Below are 22,231 nucleotides of genomic sequence, written 5' to 3'. Positions count from 1 at the left end.
TCCATGCCGCCCTGCCGGCGGTACTCACGGCGGCGTCGATGCTGACAGTCGCAGTCTTCGTGTTCATCTGAAGGGATCGTCATGGGCAAGGTACGAGATGGCGACGGGCGGGCGGCTGATAATACAGCCGAGAAGCTGCCGGCTCACCTGCGTGACGACCTCAAGTTCCAGCCGGGCCAGAGCGGCAATCCTCAGGGCCGGCCGAAGGGCTCGCGCAACAAGCTCGGCGAAGCGTTCCTGTCCGCGATGCACGACGATTTCGAGGCGCATGGCGTGTCTGCGATTGTCGAAGTCCGCGAGACCAAGCCAGACGCTTATCTCAAGGTCATCGCATCGATCCTGCCGCGCGATCTGAACGTCAACGTGAACCACATGGACGATATGACGGATGACGAGCTTATCGAGCGCATCCGGGCTCTTGACGCCACCATCCGACCTTTCCTCCACGGCGAAGATGGTCGGCTGCATTGAAGAGAGCACATCGTGGTTCGCGCAAGCGGCGCCGCGACCATTGCGACCGCGGTAGTGGTTCGGCAGCGCAAGTCGTTGAAGGCGAGGCAGAAAAGCGCCCTGCAGAGCGGGCAATAGCAAGGAAACAGCCGGAGTAGGCAGGATGACGATGACAAAGGAACAGCGTAGCCGCAATCTGAAACCCGTGACATCGGGCGCTAAGTCCACGCCATCCAAACAGGACCGGCCATCCTCAATCTCGGACGAGAGCAAGGAAACAACACTCGTCCTGCTGGATGACAAGGACGATCCACATCAGGTTTATGCGGGCACGCAAAGCCCGGCCTTCAACCAGGCGCTGATCAACCAGGCGGTTGGGTCAATCTGGTATGGTGCAGCAGTCGATCCCGCCACGAAGAAGCAACTCCAGTGTAGCGCGCCCGGCGCCATGATGAACATCGGGCCGAAGGATGCGATCGAGGGGATGCTCGCCGCCCAAATGGTCGCCACGCATAACGCTGCCATGGAGTGCTATCGCCGGGCCATGATCCCCGAGCAGCCGCTCGTCGGACGCGAATCCGCGCTGAACCACGGTAATAAGCTGAGCCGCTCCTACGCCACCCTCGTTCACGCGTTCGACAAGCACCGTGGCCGTGGGCAGCAGACAGTCCGTGTCGAGCATGTCCATGTTTACGAGGGCGGGCAGGCCATCGTCGGACAGGTCAGTCGCGCGGGCCGAATGGATGCCGAGCCTGATCACCAAAGCGGCATCGCAACCCCGGGGGAGGGAAAAAATGGCGATTGACCACATGAACCTCGCCCCGCGTTGCGGCGCCCGATCGAAGCGGACGGGCGAAGCATGCAAAGCTCCCGCGATGAAGAACGGTCGTTGCCGGTTTCATGGCGGGAAGTCCACGGGGCCGGCCAAGGGCTCGCAGAACGCCCTGAAGCACGGCATGCGGTCGGCCGAGTTCGTCGCATGGCGGAAAGCAGCGAACGACGTGCTGCGAGAGAACCGCGCGCTCGTGCGGGAGGTGCTGGGTTGAGCGAGGTTTGGGCACTTGTATGGGCGAATGCAGAGACAGCAACCTACGTCGCTTCTTACCCCGCGACCGCTGCTAATCGCATCCGTAGACGCCACAGACCTTCAGGCCATTGCCGAACTGATTAGTTGGACTGTCTGGATGAAACTGACTGCCCGCACCGAACTGATTGTTGATGCTGTCCGGCGAGAATTGGCTGCCGTACCTCCCGAAGGGGTTGGCAACGCTGTTCGGATCGAATTGGTTCGAGTTCAAATTACCGCGGAATTGCCCATCGTTGCTATAGAGTCCGGGGCTGTTTGAGCTACTGCCAAACTGCCCGCCACCGCTGCCTGTATAGGGGTCTGGCCGGTATGGATTGGCGCCGTAAGTGCCATAGGTCTGGGCAAGCGAAGGGGTAGCGATAGCGAGCGCAATCGTCACTGCAGCTGTAAATTTGAACACACGTTCCTCCCAGAAGCTTCATCGATGGGCTTTCTCGTACAACAGTGGGCCGGGGCGCAGAAAAAGGAAAGGCCGGCGTTGCGACCGGCCCTTTTCTGGAACCTGACTGCGGGGGCAGGTTATCGGATGAAGCCTTCAGCACAGAACGATGCTGCCTCCTGCGCCTCCCCATGTTCGTCCTCGAACTCGGGCTCGTCGCCGGCACATTCCTCGCCATCGAGAAACGGCAGTCGCGAAGCCAACGCACTGTAGCCGATGCCTCGCTCGGCCTCCTCGTCGGTCCAGCCGAGAGACGGTTCGTCATCCTCTCCCGGTTCTCCCCTGTCGCATTCATCGTCCTCGCGGTCGCCGTCCGTGAAGCAGACGCCAGGACCTGTGCCAACCCATGCAAGGTACGGCTCCAGATCGCCGGTTTCCTCAAGGTCCTCGTCGCCGTCCAGCGCGTCGAGCAGGGCGATGGCAATTTCGATCACCTCTTCCAGTCGCTGGCGACGCCTCGAAGTGACGAAGGCATGCGTTTCATGGATTCCCATGATTATGCCCTCCGATTTGCGGTGGCGCGCAGATCGCGAGCGATTGCCGCAAGGAGGTCATCTGCTTCAACGGCCCCCGTCTTGCTGACGCGCAGCTTGACGAGCATCCCGTCCGACGTGAGTGCCCGCGTTCTGGTAATCCTCCGTGCGATGCGGTCTGCCTTCTCCAGCAATGCATTCATGCGCCGCTCGGCAGCCCTCACCCCCGTCTCATTCTCGATGCGCCGAAGATGGGCCTTTCTCGCCTGTCGGCGCGCTTCGTTGCGGGCACGGTGGTCGCTCAAGGCGACGTTCAGCGGATGATCCCGGATCTTCCAATCGCCGATGCGCATGTCGTTGATACGGCCCTGCAATTCGGCAGGTATAGGCTCGTCCTGTGCAGGGGCGGGCTTTGCCGCGAAATAGCGCCGCTCGGCTTCGTCGTGGATCTTGGCGGCGACCCTGTAGCGCGCCATCGCCTTCTTCCAGTCTTCCTCCATCGCAAAGAGCGCTGTGTCGGGGTTCGACTGGTGGTGGTTGCGGGCTGATCTGTTGCCCAGGAGCAGCGGCGGGCGATCCGTGCTGGCTGGTTCGACAACAGCGTACCACTCGCCACCATTATGATCGGCGAGGGCATCCGACAACTCGAAGCCGATCCGCTTCACCTTTTGGGCGCTGTTCTCGTCGAACGCCGCGGCAGTGGTCGGGATGGCAACCGTGGCGGCCGCAGCGGCGCCGGATGCCAGAAGGGCGCGGCGGGTGATTGTGGGCATGGCTTCGCCATTCGCCCCGATTGGGTCGTTTTGCATGGTTTTTCTCCGATGTTGCCTGTCGTGGATGCGTGGCCGATTTATACGGCCGGGGTTATGCCGCTATGGCGAGTTCAGCACGTTGCCGAGAGGCCGACATGCGGAACGGGGTGGCGCTGATCATCATTTCGCGGATATCGGCGGCAGTCGGCTCGTGGAAGATTCCGGCGGCGCGCTCGGCTGTAAGCTCAGCCCGAACCCGCTCGGCTAGCGCATCTTGGGCCGCCCGTATTGCGACTATGCCGGCGCGATCCTTTGCTTCCTTCCATGCCCAAATGAGCGCGGCGCGAAACCACTGGCGATTGAAAAAGCGGGACTTTCCCTTGTTGTAGCGAGCCCAAGCGGCTTGCATGATGGCGCGGCGGTCGTACATTCGGTCTGTCTCCATTGCTGCAACCTTGCATCAATGGTATAATGCTACGTTTGGTCCAAGTCAACACTTTTGATGCAAGGTTACACCGATTGTCTCTCTCATCTGCTCAATGCCGCGCTGCCCGCGCACTTCTGGGATGGTCACAAGACGAACTGGCCAAGGCGTCCAAAGTCGCAAAGGCCACGATAGCGAATTTCGAGAGGGGTAACCGGAGTCCCTACAATCGCACCTTGGCCGATTTGGTTTCAGCCCTTGAAGCTGCCGGGGTCGAGTTCATCGCCGAGAACGGCGGCGGCGCCGGGGTCAGGCTGAGAAATGACCGCTGTTCCTGAAACTCGCTAGCGTAGAATCCATCGCCAGGAGCGGCGGCGGCCGTGGCGGCCAGCGGTCGCTACTCGTCAGACCATTCGACGCGGATGGTGGGGCAATAGCATCGAAATCACCGGCTGATCCCGTCACACCGGGAATTGCACCCGATAACGTTTCAGCGACGATGGAGCGGGCCTTGCGCAGCTGCAGACCGTTAACCAAATTTTCGTCGGATCGTTGTTTCGTTTATTGCGTTTATAGAAACCGAGCGCTATACGAAGAACACATTCACACGAGAGGAGAGTTCGATGGAAGCCGACCTATTGGAACGGCCCGGCACTGTGATTCCATCAGCTGACGACAAAGAGTTGGCTGAGGAAGCCAGTCGAGCTTTGGCCAAGAACGCGAAAGGGCCCCTTCGGGTCAAGCTAGATGACGGCCAGGAATTAACGCTTCCCGTTTCCGCCGCCCGCCTATTGTCTCATCTTCTGCGGGAAATGGGCATGGGAAATGCAGTCACCCTTATACCGATCCATGCGGAGCTAACCACTCAGCAGGCGGCGGATTTGCTCAATATTTCACGTCCGCATTTGATCGGCTTGTTGAGTAAGGGGGAAATGCCTTTCCACACAGCCGGCACCCACCGGCGCATTCGGTTCAATGACCTTGAAGCATTCCGCATAAAGTCAGAAGAATCACGTAAAAAGGCTTTGGACGAATTGGCGGAAGATCTGCAAGATATGGGGATGAAAAATTAGGATTTCAAAGTACACAGTCATATACGATGCATGCGTACTCTATCCAGCGCCCCTCCGGGACCTCTTGCTTACGCTGGCCTCGTCCGGTTTATTCCGCGCCAGATGGACAAATGACATCCACGACGAGTGGATGAGAAACCTTATCAAGAACCGCCCTGATCTCGACGAAAGCCGCCTTGCAAGAACCAAACAGTTGATGAACAGGGCGGTTCTTGATTGTCTCGTCGAAGGCTACCAAGACCTCATCCCTTCCCTCCACTTGCCGGATGAAAATGACCGGCACGTGTTGGCTGCTGCGATTAAATGCGCTGCAGATGGGATCATCACATTCAACCGGCGAGATTTCCCGGCGGTTGAGGTGGACACATATGAGATCGAGGTGCAGCACCCGGACGACTTTCTCCTAGCTCAATTCGATCTCGACGAAGCTGCGGTAATAAATGCGATCCATACGTGCAGGAAGCGCCTAAAGAAGCCGGAGAAAACGGGCGAAGAGTACCTTGACACGTTGGAGCAGCAGTCACTCCCAAAGTTTGTAAATGCATTGCGGCCTTGGACCGCAATCATCTGACCGAAGCTCCGATATAATCCGTACCCCTCGACACGACCCGCAGCGTCTCGCCCGCCAGCGCGCGTTTGCGTCTCGATCGCTGTTTTTAGGATGCCGGAAAACGCCTGGAGCGCGTCACCGGCCTCGCATGGCGCTCGGCTGCATAACCCAGATTTGGGTTATGGGAAATCAGGTCATCACCATCACCGCGGCCACACCGACCGCGACCGCCGCGCCGGCAATTGCAACGCCAGCTAGGATCGTGTTTTCGCGTCGAATGGTCGTCCGGCACTCTTCCACGGTCACACCCCGCGAAATCAACTCGGCTACGAGGTCGCGAGAAAACTGCGGATCGCCGCTCTTCTCGACAGCACGGCATAAGCTTGAGACGTTTTGCTTCGCTGGATTTGCATAGAAACTGGACTGGCTCGCGGCGCAGCCCTGAAGTGCGACGGCTATCGCGAGTAAAAATGCTTTTGTACGCACGAAACAATTTCCTCCGACCTGATCTCAAGGGAATAAAAAGCACCCCCGGTCCAATGTCCATGTGCGTCAGCGCGCGGGACCGGCGCGCCTATAGCCATGAATGCCATCGGGTCGAGTGCTGTAGATTTGGCGGATCTCCATGCCGAGCGGAGCCAGATGTCCATCTCGTCGCGCTTGTGCAGTTCTTTGAGCACAGCTTCCCATGCGCTTCCCAATAAGGCTTCTTGGGAAGCAATCTGCGCAATTCAGAAACTAAGTCATTGAAATTTTTGGTGCCGCTTAGGTGACTCGAACACCTGACCCCATCATTACGAATGATGTGCTCTACCAACTGAGCTAAAGCGGCCTTGGCCGGCGGGCGGATCACCCACGGACGGCGTCCTGATAGCCTTAAACGGGGCCGGGTTCAAGCCGCAATCAGCGCGGTGCCGTTCCGCATCGGCGCGACCGGTGACTGCAATGGGCCGAGGGGCGTGCCGGATCGTTGCGGAGCGCCGCGCTTCGCGGCAGCGGGGCCACCCGGTGTCCGGTCAGCCGCAGATCTGGCGCTTGGCGGTCGCGTATTCCTCGGCCAGGCGGTCGACCAGTGCGCCGGCCGGGCCGACGGACCGCACGGCGCCGATGCCCTGGCCCGAGCCCCAGATCTCCTTCCAGGCCTTTGGCTTGGCGCTGGCGCCGCCGAAATCCATCAGCGTCGCGTCGCTCTCCGGCAAATTCTCCGGATCGAGGCCCGACGCTTCGATCGAGGCGCGCAGATAATTGCCGTGAACGCCGGTGAAGAGGTTGGTGTAGACGATGTCGCCGGCGCGGCCCTTCACGATGCCGTTCTTGTAGTCCTCAGCCGCGCGCGCCTCGTCGGTGGCGATGAAGGCCGAGCCGACATAGGCCCCGTCGGCGCCCATCGCCTCGGCCGCCAGCACCGCCCGGCCATTGGCGATCGCGCCGGATAGGAACAGCGGCCCGTCGAACCATTCGCGGATTTCCTGGACCAGCGCGAAAGGCGACAGCGTGCCGGCATGGCCGCCGGCGCCCGCCGCGACGGCGATCAGCCCGTCGGCGCCCTTTTCGATCGCCTTGCGGGCAAAACGGTCGTTGATGATGTCGTGCAGCACGATACCGCCATAGGAATGCACGGCGTCGTTGAGTTCCGGACGGGCTCCGAGCGAGGTGATGACGATCGGCACCTTATGCTTCACGCAGGCCGCCAGATCCTGCTCCAGCCGCCCGTTGGACTTGTGGACGATCTGGTTGACGGCGAAGGGCGCCGCTGGCCGCTCTGGATGGTCGCGGTCGTGGGCGGCCAGCGCTTCCTCGATCTCGCAGAGCCACTCGTCGAGCTGCTCGGCCGGCCGGGCGTTGAGCGCCGGAAACGAGCCGACGATTCCCGCCTTGGCCTGGGCGATCACCAGCGGCGGGTGCGAGATGATGAACAGCGGCGCCGCGATCACCGGAATCTTAAGCCGGCCGTCGAGGATCGGGGGAAGTGCCATCAGCGCATCTCGCGGTTTATTGACGTAAACGTAAGAATGGGTGTCGGTTAGCAGATCGTGCCGAGCGACGCAAAGAAGCCCCGATCTCTATGCGAGGTGGGTCGCACTGTCACGATGAGCCGCGCGGGCGGTCTCGAAGCACCACACCGACTTGCGTCCTGTCCCGGAGCGGGCGATTTTGTCGGTCCATGTCCGAGCTGTTTCCACCCGTCCCGACGACGCCCTCGCTGTCCGCCGATCTGCTCGTGCCGCTCGTCCGGGTGATCGACACGGAAACGGCGGGCCAGCGGCTGGAGGAGGACGCGGTGATCGAGATCGGCTCGGTCGACGTGGATCTTTCGACCGGCGCCATCGGCAACCCGATGCAGAGTTTCTGCGACCCGGCCGGCGTGGCGATCAACCCGCACGCCCGCCGGGTTCACCAGATCACCGATGAAATGCTCGAAGGGGCGCCGTCCTTCGCCGAAGCGGTGAAGCCGTTCGCCGCCGCGTCCTGGTTCGCCGCCCAGCGCGCCAGCTTCGACCAGCCGCGCCTGCGGCTGACCGGCCGCTGGCTGTGCACGCACAAACTGGCGCTGCGGGCGTTTCCGCATGTAAAGGCGCACGGCCTGCAAAGCCTTATCAAATACGTGCCGCTCGATCTGTCGCCGGTCGCCCCGCTGCTGCAGGACTTGCACCCGCATCGGGCGCTCTACGACGCCGTCTGCACCGCGGTTCTGTTGCGCCAGATCGCCGCGGCGCTGAGGCCGCGCTGCGCCGATCTCGCCGATTTTCTCGAGCGGGCCGAGCGGGTCTCCAACGAACCGGCGCTGCTGGCGCGGCTGCGTTTCGGTCGGCACAAGGGCGTCGAGATCGCCAAGGTGCCGGACGACTATCTCGAATGGCTGATCCGGGAACCCGGCATGGACGCCGACGCGGTGTTCACCGCCCGCCATCATTTGCGGCTGCGCGGCATGCGCGGGGCAGGGCCGCTGCCGGCCAGCGCCGTTTAGGAGAGACGCAGACGGTGACATCCGCCCCTGAAGCGGGCGAGCCGGTGCCCTATCTATCGCCGACATCCATCTGTCTTCGGAACACGATGCAGCGTTTTGCCGAACTTCTCGACCGCCTGGTGCTGACACCGTCGCGCAACGGCAAACTCAAGCTGATGACGGATTTCTTCGGCGCCGAGCCCGACCCCGAGCGCGGCTATGCGCTGGCCGCGATCACCGGCGATCTCGACATCAAAAGCGTCAAGCCGGCGATGCTGAGGGCGCTGATGGCGAGCCGCATGGATTCGGTGCTGTTCGGCTATTCCTACGACTATGTCGGCGATCTCGCCGAAACTATCGCCTTGGTCTGGCCGTCGCCCGATGACGCAAAGGCGCGCGCGTCGGCTCCCCCGCCGACGCTGGCGGACGTGGTCGCGACGCTGGACAGCGCCGCGCGGAAAGATGGCCCGGCGCTGGTCGAAGCCTGGCTCGACCGGCTGGATTCCTCCGGCCGCTACGCCTTGCTCAAGCTCGTCACCGGCGGGCTGCGGGTCGGGGTGTCCTCGCGCCTCGCCAAGCAGGCGCTGGCCGATTTCGGCGGCAAGGCCATCGCCGAGATCGAGGAACTCTGGCACGGGCTGGAGCCGCCCTATGAGCCGCTGTTCGCCTGGCTGGAGGGCCGGGCGGAAAAGCCGGTCTCGGCCGCCGCGGCGCCGTTCCGCCCGGTGATGCTGTCGCAGGCGCTGGCGGAGCCGGACTACGAGCGCATCGACCCTCATAGCTACGCGGCCGAGTGGAAGTGGGATGGCATCCGCGTGCAGGCGACGGCCGAACGGGGCACGCGGCGACTCTATTCGCGCACCGGCGACGATATCTCCGGTGCGTTTCCGGATCTTCTCGACTTCATGACCTATGAGGGTTCGCTCGACGGAGAATTGCTGGTGGCGACGCCGAAGGACGCCCGGTCAGGGACGGCCGAAGTCGCGGAGCATGAAGGTCCAACGCAAGACGAACTCGTCGTCGGCACCTTCTCCGACCTGCAGCAGCGGCTGAACCGCAAGACCGTTTCGGCCGCCGTGTTGAAGCGCTATCCGGTGTTTCTGCGCGCCTACGATCTCCTCCAGGATGGCGCAACCGATCTGCGCGGACTTGCCTTCGCCCAGCGCCGCGAACAGCTGGAGTCCTTTCTCGCCCGGCTGGAGCCATCGCGCTTCGACCTCTCGCCCTTCGTGCCGTTCGAATGCTTCGCCGACCTCGAAGGCCTGCGCGCCGCGCCTCCGCATCCGGTGATCGAGGGGCTGATGCTGAAGCGCTGGGATTCGGCCTATGTACCGGGCCGCCCGAAGGGGCCTTGGTTCAAATGGAAGCAGGACCCCTATCTGGTCGATGCCGTATTGATGTATGCCCAGCGCGGCCACGGCAAACGGTCGAGCTTTTATTCCGACTATACGTTCGGCGTGTGGACCGGGCCGGTCGACGCACCGGAGTTGGTTCCGGTCGGCAAGGCCTATTTCGGCTTCACCGACGCGGAGCTGAAGCAGCTCGACAAATATGTCCGCGACAACACCGTCGAGCGCTTCGGGCCGGTGCGCTCGGTGCGGGCCGAGCCGGACCACGGCCTGGTCATCGAGGTGGCGTTTGAGGGGCTGGCTCGGTCGAGCCGGCACAAATCCGGCGTCGCGATGCGGTTTCCGCGCGTTTCGCGGCTTCGATGGGACAAGCCGGCCTTCGAGGCGGACCGGCTGGAGACGTTGCAGGCGATGCTGCCGGACGGGCCGGCGAGGTAACGCGGGCGGAGTTTGGCCTCCGGTTTCCGCATTGCCGCTCGACCTTGCGTCATCGCGATGCTCGGCCTACCTGCGACGGGACGAACGAGGACTGGAGAGACCAATCATGTCGGAACGGGTGAACAGTTTCCTCGGCGGCTCGCCGCTGGGCGTCATCGTCAAGCTCGTGCTCCTGTCGATCGTCGTCGGCGTGATTTTGTCCTGGCTGCAATGGAGCCCGGCGAACGTCGTCGACTGGGTCGTCGATCTGTTCCAATGGCTGTGGGGTAGCGTCTTCGGCTCGCTGGAGCGGGCGATCGACTATTTCATCCTCGGCGCCGCGATCGTCGTGCCGATTTTCATCATCTCGCGGCTGTTGACGCTCGGACGGCGCTAAAAGGACGTTGCGCGGCGCCGAAAACTGAACGGCCTGTAACTTAGGGCCCGAACTTCTTTGCTACAGCCGCCGCTTTCGCCGTTACCGCGGCTTTCGCTGCTTCTGCTGCAAGCGCTTTTGCCGCTTCTGCTAGTTGCGTTTTTGCTGTCGTTTTTGGCTCTCTCGCCGCTTCCGCCACTGCCGCTTCCGCTGCTTTCGCCGCCTCTTCCGCAGTCGCTTCCGCTGCTGCCGCCTTCGCTTCCGCCGCAGCTACTTCCGCCGCGACTACTTCCGCCGCTTGGGTTTCCCGCCCGGCCTCTGCCCGCTCCTTCATCGCTTTGGCGCTCTGGCTGATTGTTTCCATGATCTGGTGGATAGGGTCGGCGCCACCCGCGAGAAGCGCTCCGACGAGGAGGATATCGACCAGCCGCATTGGGATTTTCATTGTATAATCGGGCGCCATCATTGCACCCAGAATGCTGACTCCGGCAAGGCCCATCAAAGTGCCCAGGATGAGCGAGAAGATCGTGGCTCGCAATTTGGTCGCTGCCTTGCCCATGACGTCGCCCGGGCCGGGCAACGCTGACGGGGTCTTCGGTTGGTTGGGTTCCAGAAATACCGACACATAGACCTCGGTCGTCCTTTCTACGAACAAGGCAAGCGCGACGAAGATGCCCAGTCGTTCGAGGACGGGCACGATCGCCCCATCATTTACCGCAAAGACGGAGAAGGAATCGGATTTGGTGTCGAGGAGCCATGCCGTCAAAGCCACAAGTACGATGCCGGAGACGACCATGAGAAATAATCGACCGAGAGACGATTGCATGGAAGCATACCCCCGAAAGCATTGACTTCCGTAAAGGAATTCTGATGAGAATGATCCCATAATTTCAGTTATACAAGTAGTTTATTGAGTTTTATTAACAAAATTTGGACGTTGCGGACTGGCGGTCAACCGAATTCCCGCGCCACGCGTTGCAGGATGGTGTGGCGACGTGAGAGCGCCTCGATATCGCGCGAATAGCCGCCTCCGACGACGCAGGCGACCGGAATGTCCCGGTCGCGGAAAAAGCCGATAACCGTGCGGTCGCGCTCGGCAATCCCCGAATCCGATAGCGCCAGACGCCCAAGCCGGTCCTCCGCGTGCGGGTCGACGCCGGCATTGTAGAACACGATCTCCGGCTGGGACTGCCGCGTCGCCTCGGCCAGCGCCGCCCCGAGTGCTTCGAGATAGGCGGCGTCGCCGGTGCCGTCGGCGAGCGGCACGTCGAGGTCCGACTTCGCCTTGTCGGTCGGATAGTTCTTCGCCGCGTGGATCGACAGCGTGAAGACGCGCCGGTTCTCGGCGAAGATCCGAGCCGTGCCGTCGCCCTGATGCACGTCGCAATCGACGACCAGCACCTGGTCGACGTCGCCATCGGCCAGCAGCACGGCGGCGGCGACGGCGACGTCGTTGAACACGGAGAAACCCGCGCCGCCGGAACGGTGGGAATGATGACTGCCGCCGGCGGTATTGCAGGCAAGGCCCTCGGCCAGTGCCAGCTTGGCGGCGAGCACCGTGCCGCCGGTGGCGCAGCGCGAGCGCATGGCGACCCGCTCGTCCACCTTGAAGCCGATCGCCTTTTCGATCGCCGGCGGCACGGCGGTAAACAGCACCTGATCGACATAGAGCGGATCATGGGCGAGCCGCAGCCAGCCGGGTAGCGCCGGCGCCGGAATATGGAAGCCGCCGGGCGCGACGACACCGTCCTCGACGAGAATCTGGGCCAGCCGCGTGAATTTCGACATCGGGAAGCGATGATGGGCGTCGAATTCGGCGTCGAAGGCGGGGTGGTGGATCATCGGAACTGGCATAACCTGGCAAGATAGGGCGTTGCGGGCCCGGGGCACCGCGACAAGGTTTCGCTTGCCCGGCCTCGAGCGGAATGCCAATTCCCGTCGATGCGACGTGACGGTGACGATCAGATCGAGAGTGCGGCGGAGTCCGGCCCAGTAGCGGGGCCGGGGCGTTCGCGGCCTTTCACGGTCAGCCATCGAGAGGTCTGGGCGATCACGTTGCCGATGACGCTGGCGTTCCTGACCACGCCGCTGATCGGCCTGACCGACACCGCCGTTGTCGGGCGCATCGGTGACGCGACGTCGCTGGGGGGGCTCGTGGTCGGCGCGTTGATCTTCGATTTCGCCTTCGCCACCTGCAACTTCCTGCGCTCGGGCACGACCGGACTGACCGCGCAGGCGATGGGCGAGGCGGACGGTCGCGAGGCGCAGGCGGTATTCTGGCGCGCCATGGTTCTCGCGCTCGGCATCGGCCTTTTGCTGATCCTCGCCGAATCGCTGGTGACATCGCTCGGGCTGCTGGCGATCGCGCCGGGACCCGGCGTCGCCGAAACCATCCGGCTCTACGTCTTCCTGCGGATGTTCTCGGCGCCCTTCGCGCTGGTGAATTACGCCATCCTCGGCCAAGTGCTCGGCCGGGGGCGCGGCGGCCTCGGACTTGCGCTGCAGATCGTCGTCAACGGCACCAATATCGCCCTGTCGATCCTGTTCGGCCTGGTCATGGAATACGGCATCGCCGGCGTTGCGGTCGGGACGGTCTGCGGCGAGGCGGTGGGGGCGGGCGTCGGCTTCCTGGTGGTTGTGCGCGGTTTCGATCGCGCCGAGCGGCCGTCGTCGGCCCGAATCTTCGACCGGCGGGGCATCACGCGGATGATCGCGGTCAATCGCGACATCATGATTCGCACCTTCTGCCTGCTCGGTGCCTTCGTGCTGTTTACCCGCCTCGGCGCCCGCACCGGCGCGCTGACGCTGGCCGCCAACGGCATCTTGATGAACTTCTTCCTCGTTGGCGGCTATTTTCTCGACGGCATGGCGACGGCGTCCGAACAGCTCGTCGGACGGTCGGTCGGGGCGCGATTCCGCCCGGCCTTCGACCGGGCCGTCAAGCTGACGCTCGTCTGGGGGCTCGGGCTCTCGCTGGCGCTGTCGGCGCTTTTCCTCGTGTCGGGCGAGGCGCTGATCGCCTTCCTGACGACGGACCCGGCGGTGCGGGACGCGGCCGGCGAGTATCTGGTCTGGGCGGCGCTGACACCCTTGGCCGGCGCGCTCGCCTTCATCATGGACGGCATCTTCATCGGGGCGACCTGGTCGCGGACGATGCGCGACATGATGATCGCATCCTTCGTCATCTTCGCCGTCGGCGCCTATGCGCTATCGCCGGTCTTCGGCAATGACGGGCTGTGGGCGGCGCTGCTGGTCTTCCTCGGCTTTCGCGGCATCAGCCTCATGGCACTGCTGCCGCGCCGCCGGGCCGAAACCTTCGGCACGGCCGGGATCTGAACCGGCTCAGTCCGAGGGCGGTGGCTCGGCCAGGATCTCGTCGGTCCGGCTGCCACGCAGTTGCGAGATATGATCCAGGCCGGTCCGGTCGAGATAGCGGACCATCTCCTTCAGGATACGCACCGGAAGGTCCGGCCCTTCATAGACGAGCCCCGTATAGAGCTGCACGAGATTGGCGCCCGCCTCGATCTTGCGCAGCGCCGTGCGGGCATTTTCGACGCCGCCGACGCCGATCAGCGGAAAACTCGGCCCGAGCGCCTGCCGAAATTGCGCCAGCACATAGGTCGAGCGGTCCATCAGCGGCCGGCCCGACAGGCCGCCGGCTTCGAGCGCGTGCGGCTGGCCCGCAACGCCGGCCCGCGACAGCGTCGTATTCGACACGATCAGTCCGTCGATTCGCCGCTTGCGCACGGCGGTGACGATCTCGTCGATCTGATCGGAGGCCAGATCCGGGGCGAGCTTGAGGAAGAGCGGCTTGGCCGGGCCGCCCGAGAGCGCGGCGTAGCCGTCGCGGGCCGCCACCACCGCCTTGAGCAGACCGTCGAGGTCCGAGCCGGTCTGGAAGGCGCGCAGCCCCGGCGTGTTCGGCGAGGAGATGTTGACCGTCAGATAGCTCGCCACGGCCTCGAAGCGGTTGACGCCTTCCACATAGTCGGCGACCCGATCCTTGGAATCCTTGTTGGCGCCGATGTTGACGCCGACGATCCCGGCCTTGCGAATGCGCGCTTCCAAGCGCTCGAACGCCTCGGCGTGGCCGTCATTGTTGAAGCCGAGCCGGTTGATGACCGCATGCGCCTTTTCGAGGCGGAAGATGCGGGGCTTCGGGTTGCCCTCCTGCGGCTGCGGCGTCACCGTGCCGACCTCGACGAAGCCGAAGCCGAGCCGCAGCGCCGCGTCCGGAACCTCGGCGTTCTTATCGTAGCCCGCGGCAAGACCGAGCGGATTGGGAAAGGCGATGCCGGCGACGACGGTCCGTAGCCGGTTGTCGACCGGCGTGTTGACCCTCGGCATCAGCCCGCGCTTCAAGGCCGCGATCGACAGGGCATGGGCGCGCTCGGGATCGAGGCGAAACAGGGCCGGACGAGCCAGCCGGTAGAGCCGATTCATCTGACCGAGCCGGGAAACTGGTGGCCGCCGTCGATTCCCAGCGGCAGATCCTCGACCCAGACCACCGCGTCGAGGGGAAGCGGGCCGTAAAGATGCGGGAACAGTGCGCCGCCGCGCGATTTCTCAAAGCGCAGCGCGTCGCCCAGTTTGTCCGGGTTGACCGCGATCAGCACCAGATCGCTCTGACCGGCGAAATGCCGGGCGGCGGTCTCGCGGACCTGCCCGCCGGTGGAGAAATGAATGAAGCCGTCCGCTTCGTCGATGGGCGCGCCGTCGAACTGGCCTTTCGCCTTGGCGGCTTCCCAGAGCGGTCGGGGCGCGATCTTGTAGATGGGCTGATCCATGACAAACCGGTGCCAGAGCGGCGGCGCCAGGTCAATCACCCGCTGCCTTGAGACGGTCACGCGGTAGGTCTACGCTTTCGATTGCCTGCCGCGTCTCTCAAGGGCGGCAGGGTCGCATTGATGGAGCCAGCGATGATGTCCCGACTCGTCTCAGTCCTCCTCGCGGCCGGCATGGTGGCCACCGTGCCGGCATCCGCCCAGTCGATCCTCGACAGCAGCGGCGGCCGCTATCAGATGCAGCCGGTCGAGGGCGGCATCGCCCGGCTCGATACACAGACTGGAGCGGTCGATCTCTGCCGGATCGAGGGCGATGCCTTGGTCTGCAAGGGCTCGAGCGAGGGCCAGCGGGCCGATGCCAGCCGGATCGCCGATCTCGAAGCGCGGGTCGCGGCGCTCGAAGGCGGGAAAAGCGCTGTCGACGACGTGGACGCGGCCGATCAGGCGATCAAGACGATGCGGCAAGTCTTCCGCGGCTTTGCCGACATCGTCCGCGAACTGGAGCGCGATCTGGGCTCCGGTAAGGACAAGGCAGACGGTGAGGCCGAACCGGATCGGACCTGATCGCCCTTTTGATCACGTCGGGATGTCGAAAACCGGAAACTCCATCCGCCGCTTGAGAAAGTCTTCCATCTCGTCGAGCGAGCGCTCTGTCGCCTTGGTCGGAAAGGCCTGGAAGACGTGCGCCCCGCCATTGGTCAGCGCCAGTTCTGCCTCGATGCCGCTGGAAATCCAGCGCGCCGCCATGAACAGCGTGTCGTCGATGAGGAGATCGCGTGTTCCGCAACTGAACAGAGCGGGCGGCAAGCCTTTCAGATCGGCGTAGAGCGGCGAGACGGTCGGGTCCTTGAGGGAGTAGCTTTCCGGCACGAAGCGCAGGACGAATTCCTTCACATCGTCGGTATTGAGGACGAGGCGCTCGTCGCCGAAATTGCGCACGCTCGGCGTCAGCGATAGATCGTAGCAGCCGGCGACGAGATTGGCCGCCTTGAACGGTGTCACGCCGTATTCGTCGCGCAACCGGAGCAGCGTCAGAACGGCGAGATGCGCGCCGGCCGACTCGCCGCCGATCGCCAGGAAGCCGCGCGGCAGATCGGCCAGATGGCCGTTCGCCAGCGCCAGCGCGATATCGGCGCAGTCATGCAGAGCGGCCGGGAAAGGGTCTTCCGGCGCCAGACGGTATTCGACCGAGGCAACGGTGAGCCCGGTGTTGTCGGCGAGCCGCCGCAGCCGCGGGTCGGATTCCTCGGACCCGCCGAAAACCCAGCCGCCGCCGTGGATGTGCAGAAAGGTGCCGCGTGTGGCTCCGTCCGTGGGCCTGAGCACCCGAACCGCGATCTCGCGTCCGGCGCTGCCGATATGGACGATCGTCTCGGCGGCCTTGTCCTTCGGAGCAGGTGGGAACACGCCGCGCCCTTCCTTGCGCAGCTCCCGAACCCGCTCGACCGGCATGGACCAGGGACTGGGCAGGATCTTCTGTTCGGCGATGATTCTGTCATTTAGCTCGATGATCTCCGGGTCCGTCACGTCCGGGTCGAAAACTGTCGGATCGATCGTCACGCGCGCTTGTGTCATTGCCGTTTCCCTGTTGCCGGGGAAAGAAGTTAGGACGCGCGACGAAGGGTTGTAGGGTCGAGGTGGCCGGTGCGATCCAACGGACGCGTGAAATGCAGGGAGTCCGCCATGCGCCAACATATCGAAACCTTGAGGATTTCGACGCCCGGCCGGTCGATGGTCGAGATCAGTCATCAGATCGCCGAACGTCTCGCCGCGGCGGGAGCCCGCGACGGCCTCGTCACGCTGTTCATCCGGCATACGTCCGCGTCTCTGACAATCCAGGAGAATGCCGATCCCGACGTCCAGCACGATCTGCTGGGGGCACTCGACCGCTTGGCGCCCGAGGATGCCCCCTATACGCACACGATGGAGGGGCCTGACGACATGCCCGCCCACATCAAGTCGGCGCTGACGGCGACCAGCCTCGCCGTGCCGGTTTCGGCGGGACGCATGATGCTTGGAACCTGGCAGGGCATCTACGTCGTCGAACATCGTGCGCGGCCGCATTCGCGCGAAATCGTCCTCCATTTCGCCGGAAGTATCCCGTGAAGCGGCTGCCATTAGGGAATGGTCTTGATCCGGAGGACCAAGAGGGTCAAGAAAAGCCGACAGCCGGGAGGACCGGCCGCCGCAGCGCCGCGGCGGCACCGGGAATACGACGGGAGGAACAACGGACATGAGCCATGTCTTCATCGTGGCCGACGACCATCCACTGTTTCGCGGCGCCCTGCGGGAAATCCTGACGGCGCTGCCGGACCCGGCCGAGATCGTCGAAGCGGCGGATTTCGACCAGGCCGCGGCGGCGCTGACGGCCAATCCGGACGCTGACCTGATGTTGCTCGATCTCAATATGCCGGGCACCAGCGGGCTGTCCGGTCTGGCATTGCTCAGGGCCGATCACCCCTCGGTTCCTATCGCGATCGTCTCCGGCAGCGAAGACGCGCCGATCGTGGCGCGGGCCCTCGATCTGGGTGCCTCGGGGTTCATCCCGAAATCGTCGAGCTTGGACACGATCCGTCAGGCGATTCTTTCGCTTCTCGCCGGCGAGGTCTTCTTGCCGCCGGACATTTCACTCGATGCCGAGCGCGACCCGGAGGTGACGCAGCTGATCCGGCGCATCCGGACACTGACGCCACAACAGACGCGGGTGTTGACCATGCTTGGCCGGGGGCTCCTCAACAAGCAGATCGCCTATGAGCTCGGCATATCGGAGGCGACGATCAAGGCGCATGTCTCGGCCGTGCTCTTGAAGCTCGGCGTCGACAGTCGCACGCAGGCGGTGATCCGCCTCTCCAAACTCGGCATCGATCTGGAAGGCGGTTTCGCGGCCTGAGAGCACCGAGGCCAGGTGTCGGGCTCGGGCCTGGCGCCAGGCTCGGCTACTCGGCCGCTTCGCGGCGGCTGCTCTTGCGGCCCATCGCTGCTCGCAGGGAGGCAGGCTTCAGCGGCTTCGTCAGCACATCGACGTCCATGGCGAGGGCCTGTTCGCGCAGGTCCGGCGACCGGTCCGCCGTGACGAGGATCACCGGAAGCTGCGGATCGAGCGCCGCGCGAAGCAGGCCGATGGCGTCGAGCCCGTTGCCGTCATCGAGATGGTAGTCGACGAGGGCGATATCCGGCAGGATGCCTCGCTTCGAGAGCAGGTCAACGGCCTCATCCGCCGAGCCGAAGGCCTCGACCTCGCAACCCCAACCGGTGAGAAGGACGCGCATCCCCTCGCGGATGGCGACCTCGTTGTCGATACACAACACTCGCGTGCCGCCGAGCGCCAGGCCGGACCGCGCCGGTAGCAGCGGCGTTTCGGTCAGCAGCACGGGTTTGGCCTTGGCGACCGGCAGGGTGATGCGGAAGCGGGTTCCCCGCCCATGCTCCGAGGTCGCCTCGACCGGATGGTCGAGAACCCGCGCGATGCGGTCGACGATGGACAGGCCGAGGCCGAGCCCGCGGGCGGTCCGGCTGCCTTCGTCGAGCCGCACGAACTCCTGATAGATCGTTTCCAGCTTGTCGGCGGGGATGCCGATGCCGCTGTCGGCGATCTCGATGTCGACGCTGCCGCCGACCCGATGCCGGACCCCGACGACGACCTTGCCCGCCCGTGTGTATTTGACGGCGTTCGAGACGAGATTCTGGATCAGGCGTCGGAGCAGGTTACGGTCCGAGCGGACGGCGGCGCTGGTGCGCACGAAGCGCAGCACGATGGCCTTTTCCTCGGCGAGCGGCCGCATGTCGGTCTCGATCTGGCGCAGTAGCCGGTCGAGCGGGAAGTCCTCGACCTTGGCCTGCATTCCCCCGGCCTCGAGACGGGAAATGTCGAGTACCGCGCCGATGATCGCCTCGACGGCCTCCAGCGAGGAGCCGATATTGGCGGCGATCTCCCGGCCGGCACCGGTGTCCTGACGCTCTTGAAGCGCGGCCGCATAGAGCCGCGCGGCATTGAGCGGTTGCAGGATGTCGTGTCCGGCGGCGGCGAGAAACCGCGTCTTGCCGAGATTGGCCGCGTCGGCCACCTGACGGGCCTTGGCGAGTTCGTTGTTGGCGTTCAGAAGTTCGCCGGTGCGGACGCGAACCCGTTCCTCCAGGTTTTCGTTCATCTCGCGCAATGCCGCAGCCTGCATGACGCGCTCCGTCATGTCGGAGACGGTGGCCACCAACCCGCCCTCCGGCATCCGATTGGCGCGGAACTCCAGGACCCGCCCGGAGCGTTTCAGGCCGATCTGGCGCAAGGCCGGGGCGCGTGTCAGGCTCTCGAAGCTCACCTCGTATTCCTCGCGATCGATCTCGCCCGCGTCGAGCAGCTCGTCGAGCACGACGGTGAAGGGCGTGCCGATCTGGCCGAAATCCGGCGACAAGCCGACCAGATCACGGAATTGGCGGTTCCAGAAGGTCAGCCGATAGTCGGAATCGAAGATCGCCAGCCCCTGGTCGACCTGATCGAGCGCGATCCGCAAGAGGTCGCGATTGTATTGCAGCGCTTCGGAGGCGTCGTCGAGGAGCCGAAGCGCCGACCGGCTGGAATCGGCGTGCCGCTGGAACAGGAGCGACAGGACCAGGCGGGAGGAGGCCGAGCCGATCGCGGAGGCCAGAAGCTGTTCGGAGAAGCGGATCGTCGCGCTGTCGGCGGTCGCGTTGGCGTCGAGCGTTCGGCCTTCCTCCTCGGCGAAGCGCGCCAGCGATCGTTCGGTGCGCTCGGCGCCGAGATAGCGCGCGATGGTTGCCGTCAGCTCTCCGACGCTGACGCCGGAGCGGGTGCGGCGCAAGCCGGCGGCCGGGCCGGCGTCCTTGGCCGCGAAGATAGCGCCCTGAATCCGCTCCAATGGGGTCGCCGGGCGGCTGAGCGAGCCGATGACGAGACAGGCGATATTGGCCAGAAGGCTGGCGAGGCAGCCGAACAGCAGCGGATCGATGTCGGGTGTGGCCGCGGCCGCTGCCGCAAGGGATCCGGTGACCGCCGGCGCCTGGATCGCCGGCAGGAGCAGCGTATAGGCCCAGATCAGGATGCCGGCGATGAGCCCGGCCATGGCGCCGCGTGCATTCGCCCTCTTCCAGAACAGGCCGGCGAGGAAGGGCGGGGCGAGCTGTGCGATGGCGGCGAAGGACAGGAGCCCGATCGAGGCAAGACCGCTGCCCGTTCCGGCGAAGCGGTAATAGCCGTATCCCAGGAACACCACGACGAGAATCGCCGAACGGCGCACGTTGAGGATCAGCCGGGTTTCGTCCTGGCGGGTGTCGATGCCGGGACCGCGGCGCTTGAGCAGCCACGGCAGGACGAGGTCGTTCGAGATCATGATCGACAGCGCGACACTGGCGACGATGACCATGGCGGTCGCCGCCGAGAGGCCGCCGATGAAGGCGACGAGCGACAGGGCGTCCTGACCCTGCGACAGGGGTAGCGACAGCACGTAGAGGTCGGCATCGACCGTGCCGCCAAGCTTGATCAGGCCGGCGGCGGCGATCGGGGCGACGAAGATGTTGATCAGAACGAGATAGAGCGGAAACAGCCAGCGGGCGCGGCGGATTTCGTCGCGGGTGCGGTTTTCCACCACGGTCATATGGAACTGCCGCGGCAGCAGCAGGATGGCCAGCGCGCTCAGGCCCATCGACGCGAGGAAGCGGCCTCCGATTTCCGAGCTGAAGGCGCTGGTCACGGCCGGGCTTGCCAGAGCGGCGCTCCAGAGTTCGCCGGGCTCGAACAGCACGAAAGTGACCCAGATCCCGATCGCCAGGAAGGCGGCGAGCTTGACGATCGATTCCATCGCCACGGCGAGGACGAGACCGTCCTGGTGCTCGGTGGCGTCGGCATGACGGGTGCCGAAAAGAATTGCGAAGATGCCGAGAACGGTCGCGACCAGCAGGGCGAGGTCGTTGAACAGCGGCGGCATCTCGGGGGTCGCGCGATAATGGGCGACCAGCGCGGCGACGCTGGTCGAAATCGCCTTGAGCTGCAGCGCGATATAGGGGACCGTGCCGATGATGGCGATCAGCGTGGCCAGGGCCGCGACCGAAGGGTTCTTGCCGTAGCGCGAGCCGATGAAGTCGGCGACGGTGGTGATGCGCTCGGCCTTGGCGTGCCGGACCAGCCGTTCGATGAAGGCCGGCGCGAGCAGGAACACGAGGATTGGACCGAGGTAGATCGCCAGGAAAGACAGCCCGTCCCGCGCGGCGACGCCGACCGACCCGAAGAAGGTCCAGGAGGTACAATAGACGGCGAGACTGAGCGCGTAGACGCCAGGCCGGCTCTGGTTCGCATGGCCGTCCGCGGCCCGCCGGTCGCCCCACCAGGCGACGGCGAACAGCAAAAGCAGATAGGCGATCGCCGTGACGACGATGATGCCGCTGTTCAAATCCAGCCTCCCACGGCGGATGAGGTCCGCCGTCTGTCGGCGAACAAAACCACCGGGACCGCCGCAAGTCCAGATATGGCGGGGAGAATGCCGCCGGTCATGCCGATTGTGTCGGCGCGGCGAGTTTGTATGATCGCGCGCAACCGCGCGACATCACGCCGTCGATATCAGGACGAAGAATGCTTCAGGAATTCAAGGAATTCGCCCTCAAGGGCAACATGGTCGATCTGGCGATCGGCATCATCATCGGGGCGGCGTTTTCCGGCCTCGTCAATTCACTGGTCAGCGACCTGTTCATGCCGCTGGTCGCGGTCCTCACAGGCGGCGTCGATTTCACCAACAAGTTCGTCGCCCTGTCCTCCGTCGTGACCGCGACGAGCCTTGAGGCCGCCCGCGAACAGGGGCCGGTCTTCGCCTATGGCAAGTTCGTGACGCTGACGATCAACTTCCTGATCGTCGCCTTCATCCTGTTCCTCGTGGTCAAGGGCATGAACCGGATGCAGCGCAAGGAAGAGGCCAAGCCTGTCGAAGTCTCCAAGGTGCCGCGTCAGGAAAAATTGCTCGAGGAAATCCGGGATTTGATGGCGGTCGCTACCGACAGAGCGCCGCGCGCGTGAGCCCAGCCGATCATCCGTAAGCGGTGCGAAGGGATTGACGCGGCGCGCGCGAGGCGCGATGGCGAAATCCGCGAAGTTGTCGCGCCGCGATCTCC

Annotated in this window: 25 protein-coding genes, 1 tRNA gene and 1 pseudogene; 14 read left to right on the top strand and 13 right to left on the bottom strand. The window is 64.2% G+C overall.

Translation table 11 applies throughout. The features are described 5' to 3' along the window. Positions 1 to 81: 81 nt before the first annotated feature. From VQ045_RS12500 to VQ045_RS12490, 3 genes are all read left to right on the top strand, one after another. Positions 82 to 471, top strand: coding sequence for a DUF5681 domain-containing protein (locus tag VQ045_RS12500; RefSeq protein ID WP_331830333.1), 390 nt, complete (start codon positions 82 to 84; stop codon positions 469 to 471). 142 nt (positions 472 to 613) lie between these two features. Further along, a complete protein-coding gene (locus tag VQ045_RS12495; RefSeq protein ID WP_331830332.1) occupies positions 614 to 1,255 on the top strand; it encodes a hypothetical protein in 642 nt (213 codons plus the stop codon). Then, positions 1,245 to 1,496, top strand: a complete 252-nt coding sequence (locus tag VQ045_RS12490) for an HGGxSTG domain-containing protein (protein WP_331830331.1) — start codon at positions 1,245 to 1,247, stop codon at positions 1,494 to 1,496. Before VQ045_RS12495 ends, VQ045_RS12490 begins: the two co-directional genes overlap by 11 nt. 72 nt (positions 1,497 to 1,568) lie before the next feature. Here VQ045_RS12490 and VQ045_RS12485 read toward each other — a convergent pair whose 3' ends face one another. The 4 genes from VQ045_RS12485 to VQ045_RS12470 form a co-directional block, all read right to left on the bottom strand. After that, complete coding sequence (locus VQ045_RS12485) at positions 1,569 to 1,937, bottom strand: hypothetical protein (RefSeq protein ID WP_331830330.1); 369 nt, start codon at positions 1,935 to 1,937, stop codon at positions 1,569 to 1,571. A gap of 119 nt (positions 1,938 to 2,056) precedes the next feature. Beyond that, positions 2,057 to 2,470 carry a hypothetical protein gene (locus tag VQ045_RS12480; RefSeq protein ID WP_331830329.1) on the bottom strand — a complete coding sequence of 138 codons (414 nt, stop codon included), beginning with the start codon at positions 2,468 to 2,470 and terminating at the stop codon, positions 2,057 to 2,059. 2 nt (positions 2,471 to 2,472) lie between these two features. Then, positions 2,473 to 3,258: a hypothetical protein gene (locus tag VQ045_RS12475; RefSeq protein WP_331830328.1), complete on the bottom strand. Its 786-nt coding sequence runs from the start codon at positions 3,256 to 3,258 to the stop codon at positions 2,473 to 2,475. A gap of 55 nt (positions 3,259 to 3,313) precedes the next feature. Beyond that, positions 3,314 to 3,631, bottom strand: a complete 318-nt coding sequence (locus VQ045_RS12470) for a hypothetical protein (RefSeq protein ID WP_331830327.1) — start codon at positions 3,629 to 3,631, stop codon at positions 3,314 to 3,316. Positions 3,632 to 3,720: 89 nt separating this feature from the next. Between VQ045_RS12470 and VQ045_RS12465 the strand changes: the two are divergent. The 3 genes and pseudogenes from VQ045_RS12465 to VQ045_RS12455 form a co-directional block, all read left to right on the top strand. After that, positions 3,721 to 3,942 (top strand): annotated as a pseudogene (locus VQ045_RS12465) (helix-turn-helix domain-containing protein); the annotation flags it as partial. 306 nt (positions 3,943 to 4,248) lie between these two features. Next, complete coding sequence (locus VQ045_RS12460; RefSeq protein WP_331830326.1) at positions 4,249 to 4,698, top strand: excisionase family DNA-binding protein; 450 nt, start codon at positions 4,249 to 4,251, stop codon at positions 4,696 to 4,698. Further along, the gene (locus VQ045_RS12455; RefSeq protein ID WP_331830343.1) at positions 4,694 to 5,269 is read left to right on the top strand and encodes a PIN domain-containing protein; all 576 of its coding nucleotides are present in this window, start codon (positions 4,694 to 4,696) and stop codon (positions 5,267 to 5,269) included. Before VQ045_RS12460 ends, VQ045_RS12455 begins: the two co-directional genes overlap by 5 nt. Before the next feature lie 168 nt (positions 5,270 to 5,437). On the opposite strand, the gene VQ045_RS12450 is transcribed toward VQ045_RS12455, so the two are convergent. The 3 genes from VQ045_RS12450 to VQ045_RS12440 form a co-directional block, all read right to left on the bottom strand. Further along, entirely contained in the window at positions 5,438 to 5,734 is a 297-nt protein-coding gene (locus tag VQ045_RS12450) for a hypothetical protein (protein ID WP_331830325.1), read from the bottom strand. Between the two features lie 270 nt (positions 5,735 to 6,004). Continuing rightward, positions 6,005 to 6,080: transfer RNA gene (locus VQ045_RS12445), tRNA-Thr, on the bottom strand. A 184-nt stretch (positions 6,081 to 6,264) separates the two neighbouring features. Then, on the bottom strand, positions 6,265 to 7,224 hold the full coding sequence (locus VQ045_RS12440) for an NAD(P)H-dependent flavin oxidoreductase (protein ID WP_331830324.1): 960 nt from the start codon (positions 7,222 to 7,224) through the stop codon (positions 6,265 to 6,267). Positions 7,225 to 7,412: 188 nt separating this feature from the next. Between VQ045_RS12440 and VQ045_RS12435 the strand changes: the two genes are divergently transcribed. The 3 genes from VQ045_RS12435 to VQ045_RS12425 all read left to right on the top strand — a co-directional run bounded on the left by VQ045_RS12435 (position 7,413) and on the right by VQ045_RS12425 (position 10,358). Further along, positions 7,413 to 8,216 (top strand): exonuclease domain-containing protein, encoded by an 804-nt coding sequence (locus VQ045_RS12435; RefSeq protein ID WP_331830323.1) that lies wholly within the window; start codon positions 7,413 to 7,415, stop codon positions 8,214 to 8,216. Between the two features lie 86 nt (positions 8,217 to 8,302). Continuing rightward, the gene (locus tag VQ045_RS12430) at positions 8,303 to 9,982 is read left to right on the top strand and encodes a cisplatin damage response ATP-dependent DNA ligase (protein ID WP_331830342.1); all 1,680 of its coding nucleotides are present in this window, start codon (positions 8,303 to 8,305) and stop codon (positions 9,980 to 9,982) included. Between the two features lie 106 nt (positions 9,983 to 10,088). Next, on the top strand, positions 10,089 to 10,358 hold the full coding sequence (locus VQ045_RS12425; protein ID WP_327645683.1) for a DUF6460 domain-containing protein: 270 nt from the start codon (positions 10,089 to 10,091) through the stop codon (positions 10,356 to 10,358). 40 nt (positions 10,359 to 10,398) lie between these two features. On the opposite strand, the gene VQ045_RS12420 is transcribed toward VQ045_RS12425, so the two are convergent. Together VQ045_RS12420 and VQ045_RS12415 are read right to left on the bottom strand one after the other, a co-directional pair. After that, positions 10,399 to 11,163 (bottom strand): hypothetical protein, encoded by a 765-nt coding sequence (locus VQ045_RS12420; RefSeq protein WP_331830322.1) that lies wholly within the window; start codon positions 11,161 to 11,163, stop codon positions 10,399 to 10,401. Positions 11,164 to 11,288: 125 nt separating this feature from the next. Continuing rightward, the gene (locus VQ045_RS12415) at positions 11,289 to 12,191 is read right to left on the bottom strand and encodes a histone deacetylase family protein (protein WP_331830321.1); all 903 of its coding nucleotides are present in this window, start codon (positions 12,189 to 12,191) and stop codon (positions 11,289 to 11,291) included. A 207-nt stretch (positions 12,192 to 12,398) separates the two neighbouring features. Between VQ045_RS12415 and VQ045_RS12410 the strand changes: the two genes are divergently transcribed. Continuing rightward, a complete protein-coding gene (locus tag VQ045_RS12410; protein WP_327625721.1) occupies positions 12,399 to 13,673 on the top strand; it encodes an MATE family efflux transporter in 1,275 nt (424 codons plus the stop codon). A 6-nt stretch (positions 13,674 to 13,679) separates the two neighbouring features. Here VQ045_RS12410 and VQ045_RS12405 read toward each other — a convergent pair whose 3' ends face one another. Beyond that, on the bottom strand, positions 13,680 to 14,780 hold the full coding sequence (locus tag VQ045_RS12405) for a quinone-dependent dihydroorotate dehydrogenase (protein WP_327625722.1): 1,101 nt from the start codon (positions 14,778 to 14,780) through the stop codon (positions 13,680 to 13,682). Beyond that, positions 14,777 to 15,124, bottom strand: coding sequence for a DUF952 domain-containing protein (locus VQ045_RS12400; RefSeq protein WP_327625723.1), 348 nt, complete (start codon positions 15,122 to 15,124; stop codon positions 14,777 to 14,779). Before VQ045_RS12400 ends, VQ045_RS12405 begins: the two co-directional genes overlap by 4 nt. A gap of 135 nt (positions 15,125 to 15,259) precedes the next feature. Here VQ045_RS12400 and VQ045_RS12395 point away from each other — a divergent pair, with 135 nt between their 5' ends. Continuing rightward, entirely contained in the window at positions 15,260 to 15,685 is a 426-nt protein-coding gene (locus tag VQ045_RS12395) for a hypothetical protein (RefSeq protein WP_327625724.1), read from the top strand. Positions 15,686 to 15,697: 12 nt separating this feature from the next. Here VQ045_RS12395 and VQ045_RS12390 read toward each other — a convergent pair whose 3' ends face one another. Then, positions 15,698 to 16,696 (bottom strand): alpha/beta hydrolase, encoded by a 999-nt coding sequence (locus VQ045_RS12390; protein ID WP_327625725.1) that lies wholly within the window; start codon positions 16,694 to 16,696, stop codon positions 15,698 to 15,700. A gap of 108 nt (positions 16,697 to 16,804) precedes the next feature. On the opposite strand from VQ045_RS12390, the gene VQ045_RS12385 reads away from it, so the two are divergent. Both VQ045_RS12385 and VQ045_RS12380 read left to right on the top strand, forming a co-directional pair. After that, complete coding sequence (locus VQ045_RS12385; protein ID WP_331830320.1) at positions 16,805 to 17,227, top strand: secondary thiamine-phosphate synthase enzyme YjbQ; 423 nt, start codon at positions 16,805 to 16,807, stop codon at positions 17,225 to 17,227. A 127-nt stretch (positions 17,228 to 17,354) separates the two neighbouring features. Next, positions 17,355 to 18,011, top strand: a complete 657-nt coding sequence (locus VQ045_RS12380; protein ID WP_327625507.1) for a response regulator transcription factor — start codon at positions 17,355 to 17,357, stop codon at positions 18,009 to 18,011. A 46-nt stretch (positions 18,012 to 18,057) separates the two neighbouring features. Here the strand turns inward: VQ045_RS12380 and VQ045_RS12375 are convergent, their stop codons facing one another. Continuing rightward, positions 18,058 to 21,519, bottom strand: a complete 3,462-nt coding sequence (locus VQ045_RS12375; RefSeq protein ID WP_331830319.1) for a hybrid sensor histidine kinase/response regulator — start codon at positions 21,517 to 21,519, stop codon at positions 18,058 to 18,060. A 179-nt stretch (positions 21,520 to 21,698) separates the two neighbouring features. Here VQ045_RS12375 and mscL point away from each other — a divergent pair, with 179 nt between their 5' ends. Continuing rightward, positions 21,699 to 22,136, top strand: coding sequence for a large conductance mechanosensitive channel protein MscL (mscL, locus tag VQ045_RS12370; RefSeq protein ID WP_253962464.1), 438 nt, complete (start codon positions 21,699 to 21,701; stop codon positions 22,134 to 22,136). Positions 22,137 to 22,231 lie beyond the last annotated feature (95 nt).

It is taken from the genome of Aurantimonas sp. E1-2-R+4 (genome assembly GCF_036549515.1).
Lineage (GTDB): Bacteria > Pseudomonadota > Alphaproteobacteria > Rhizobiales > Rhizobiaceae > Aurantimonas > Aurantimonas coralicida_A.
Note: the sequence above shows the minus strand (reverse complement) of the source record. Positions and strands in the feature narration are given on the sequence as shown.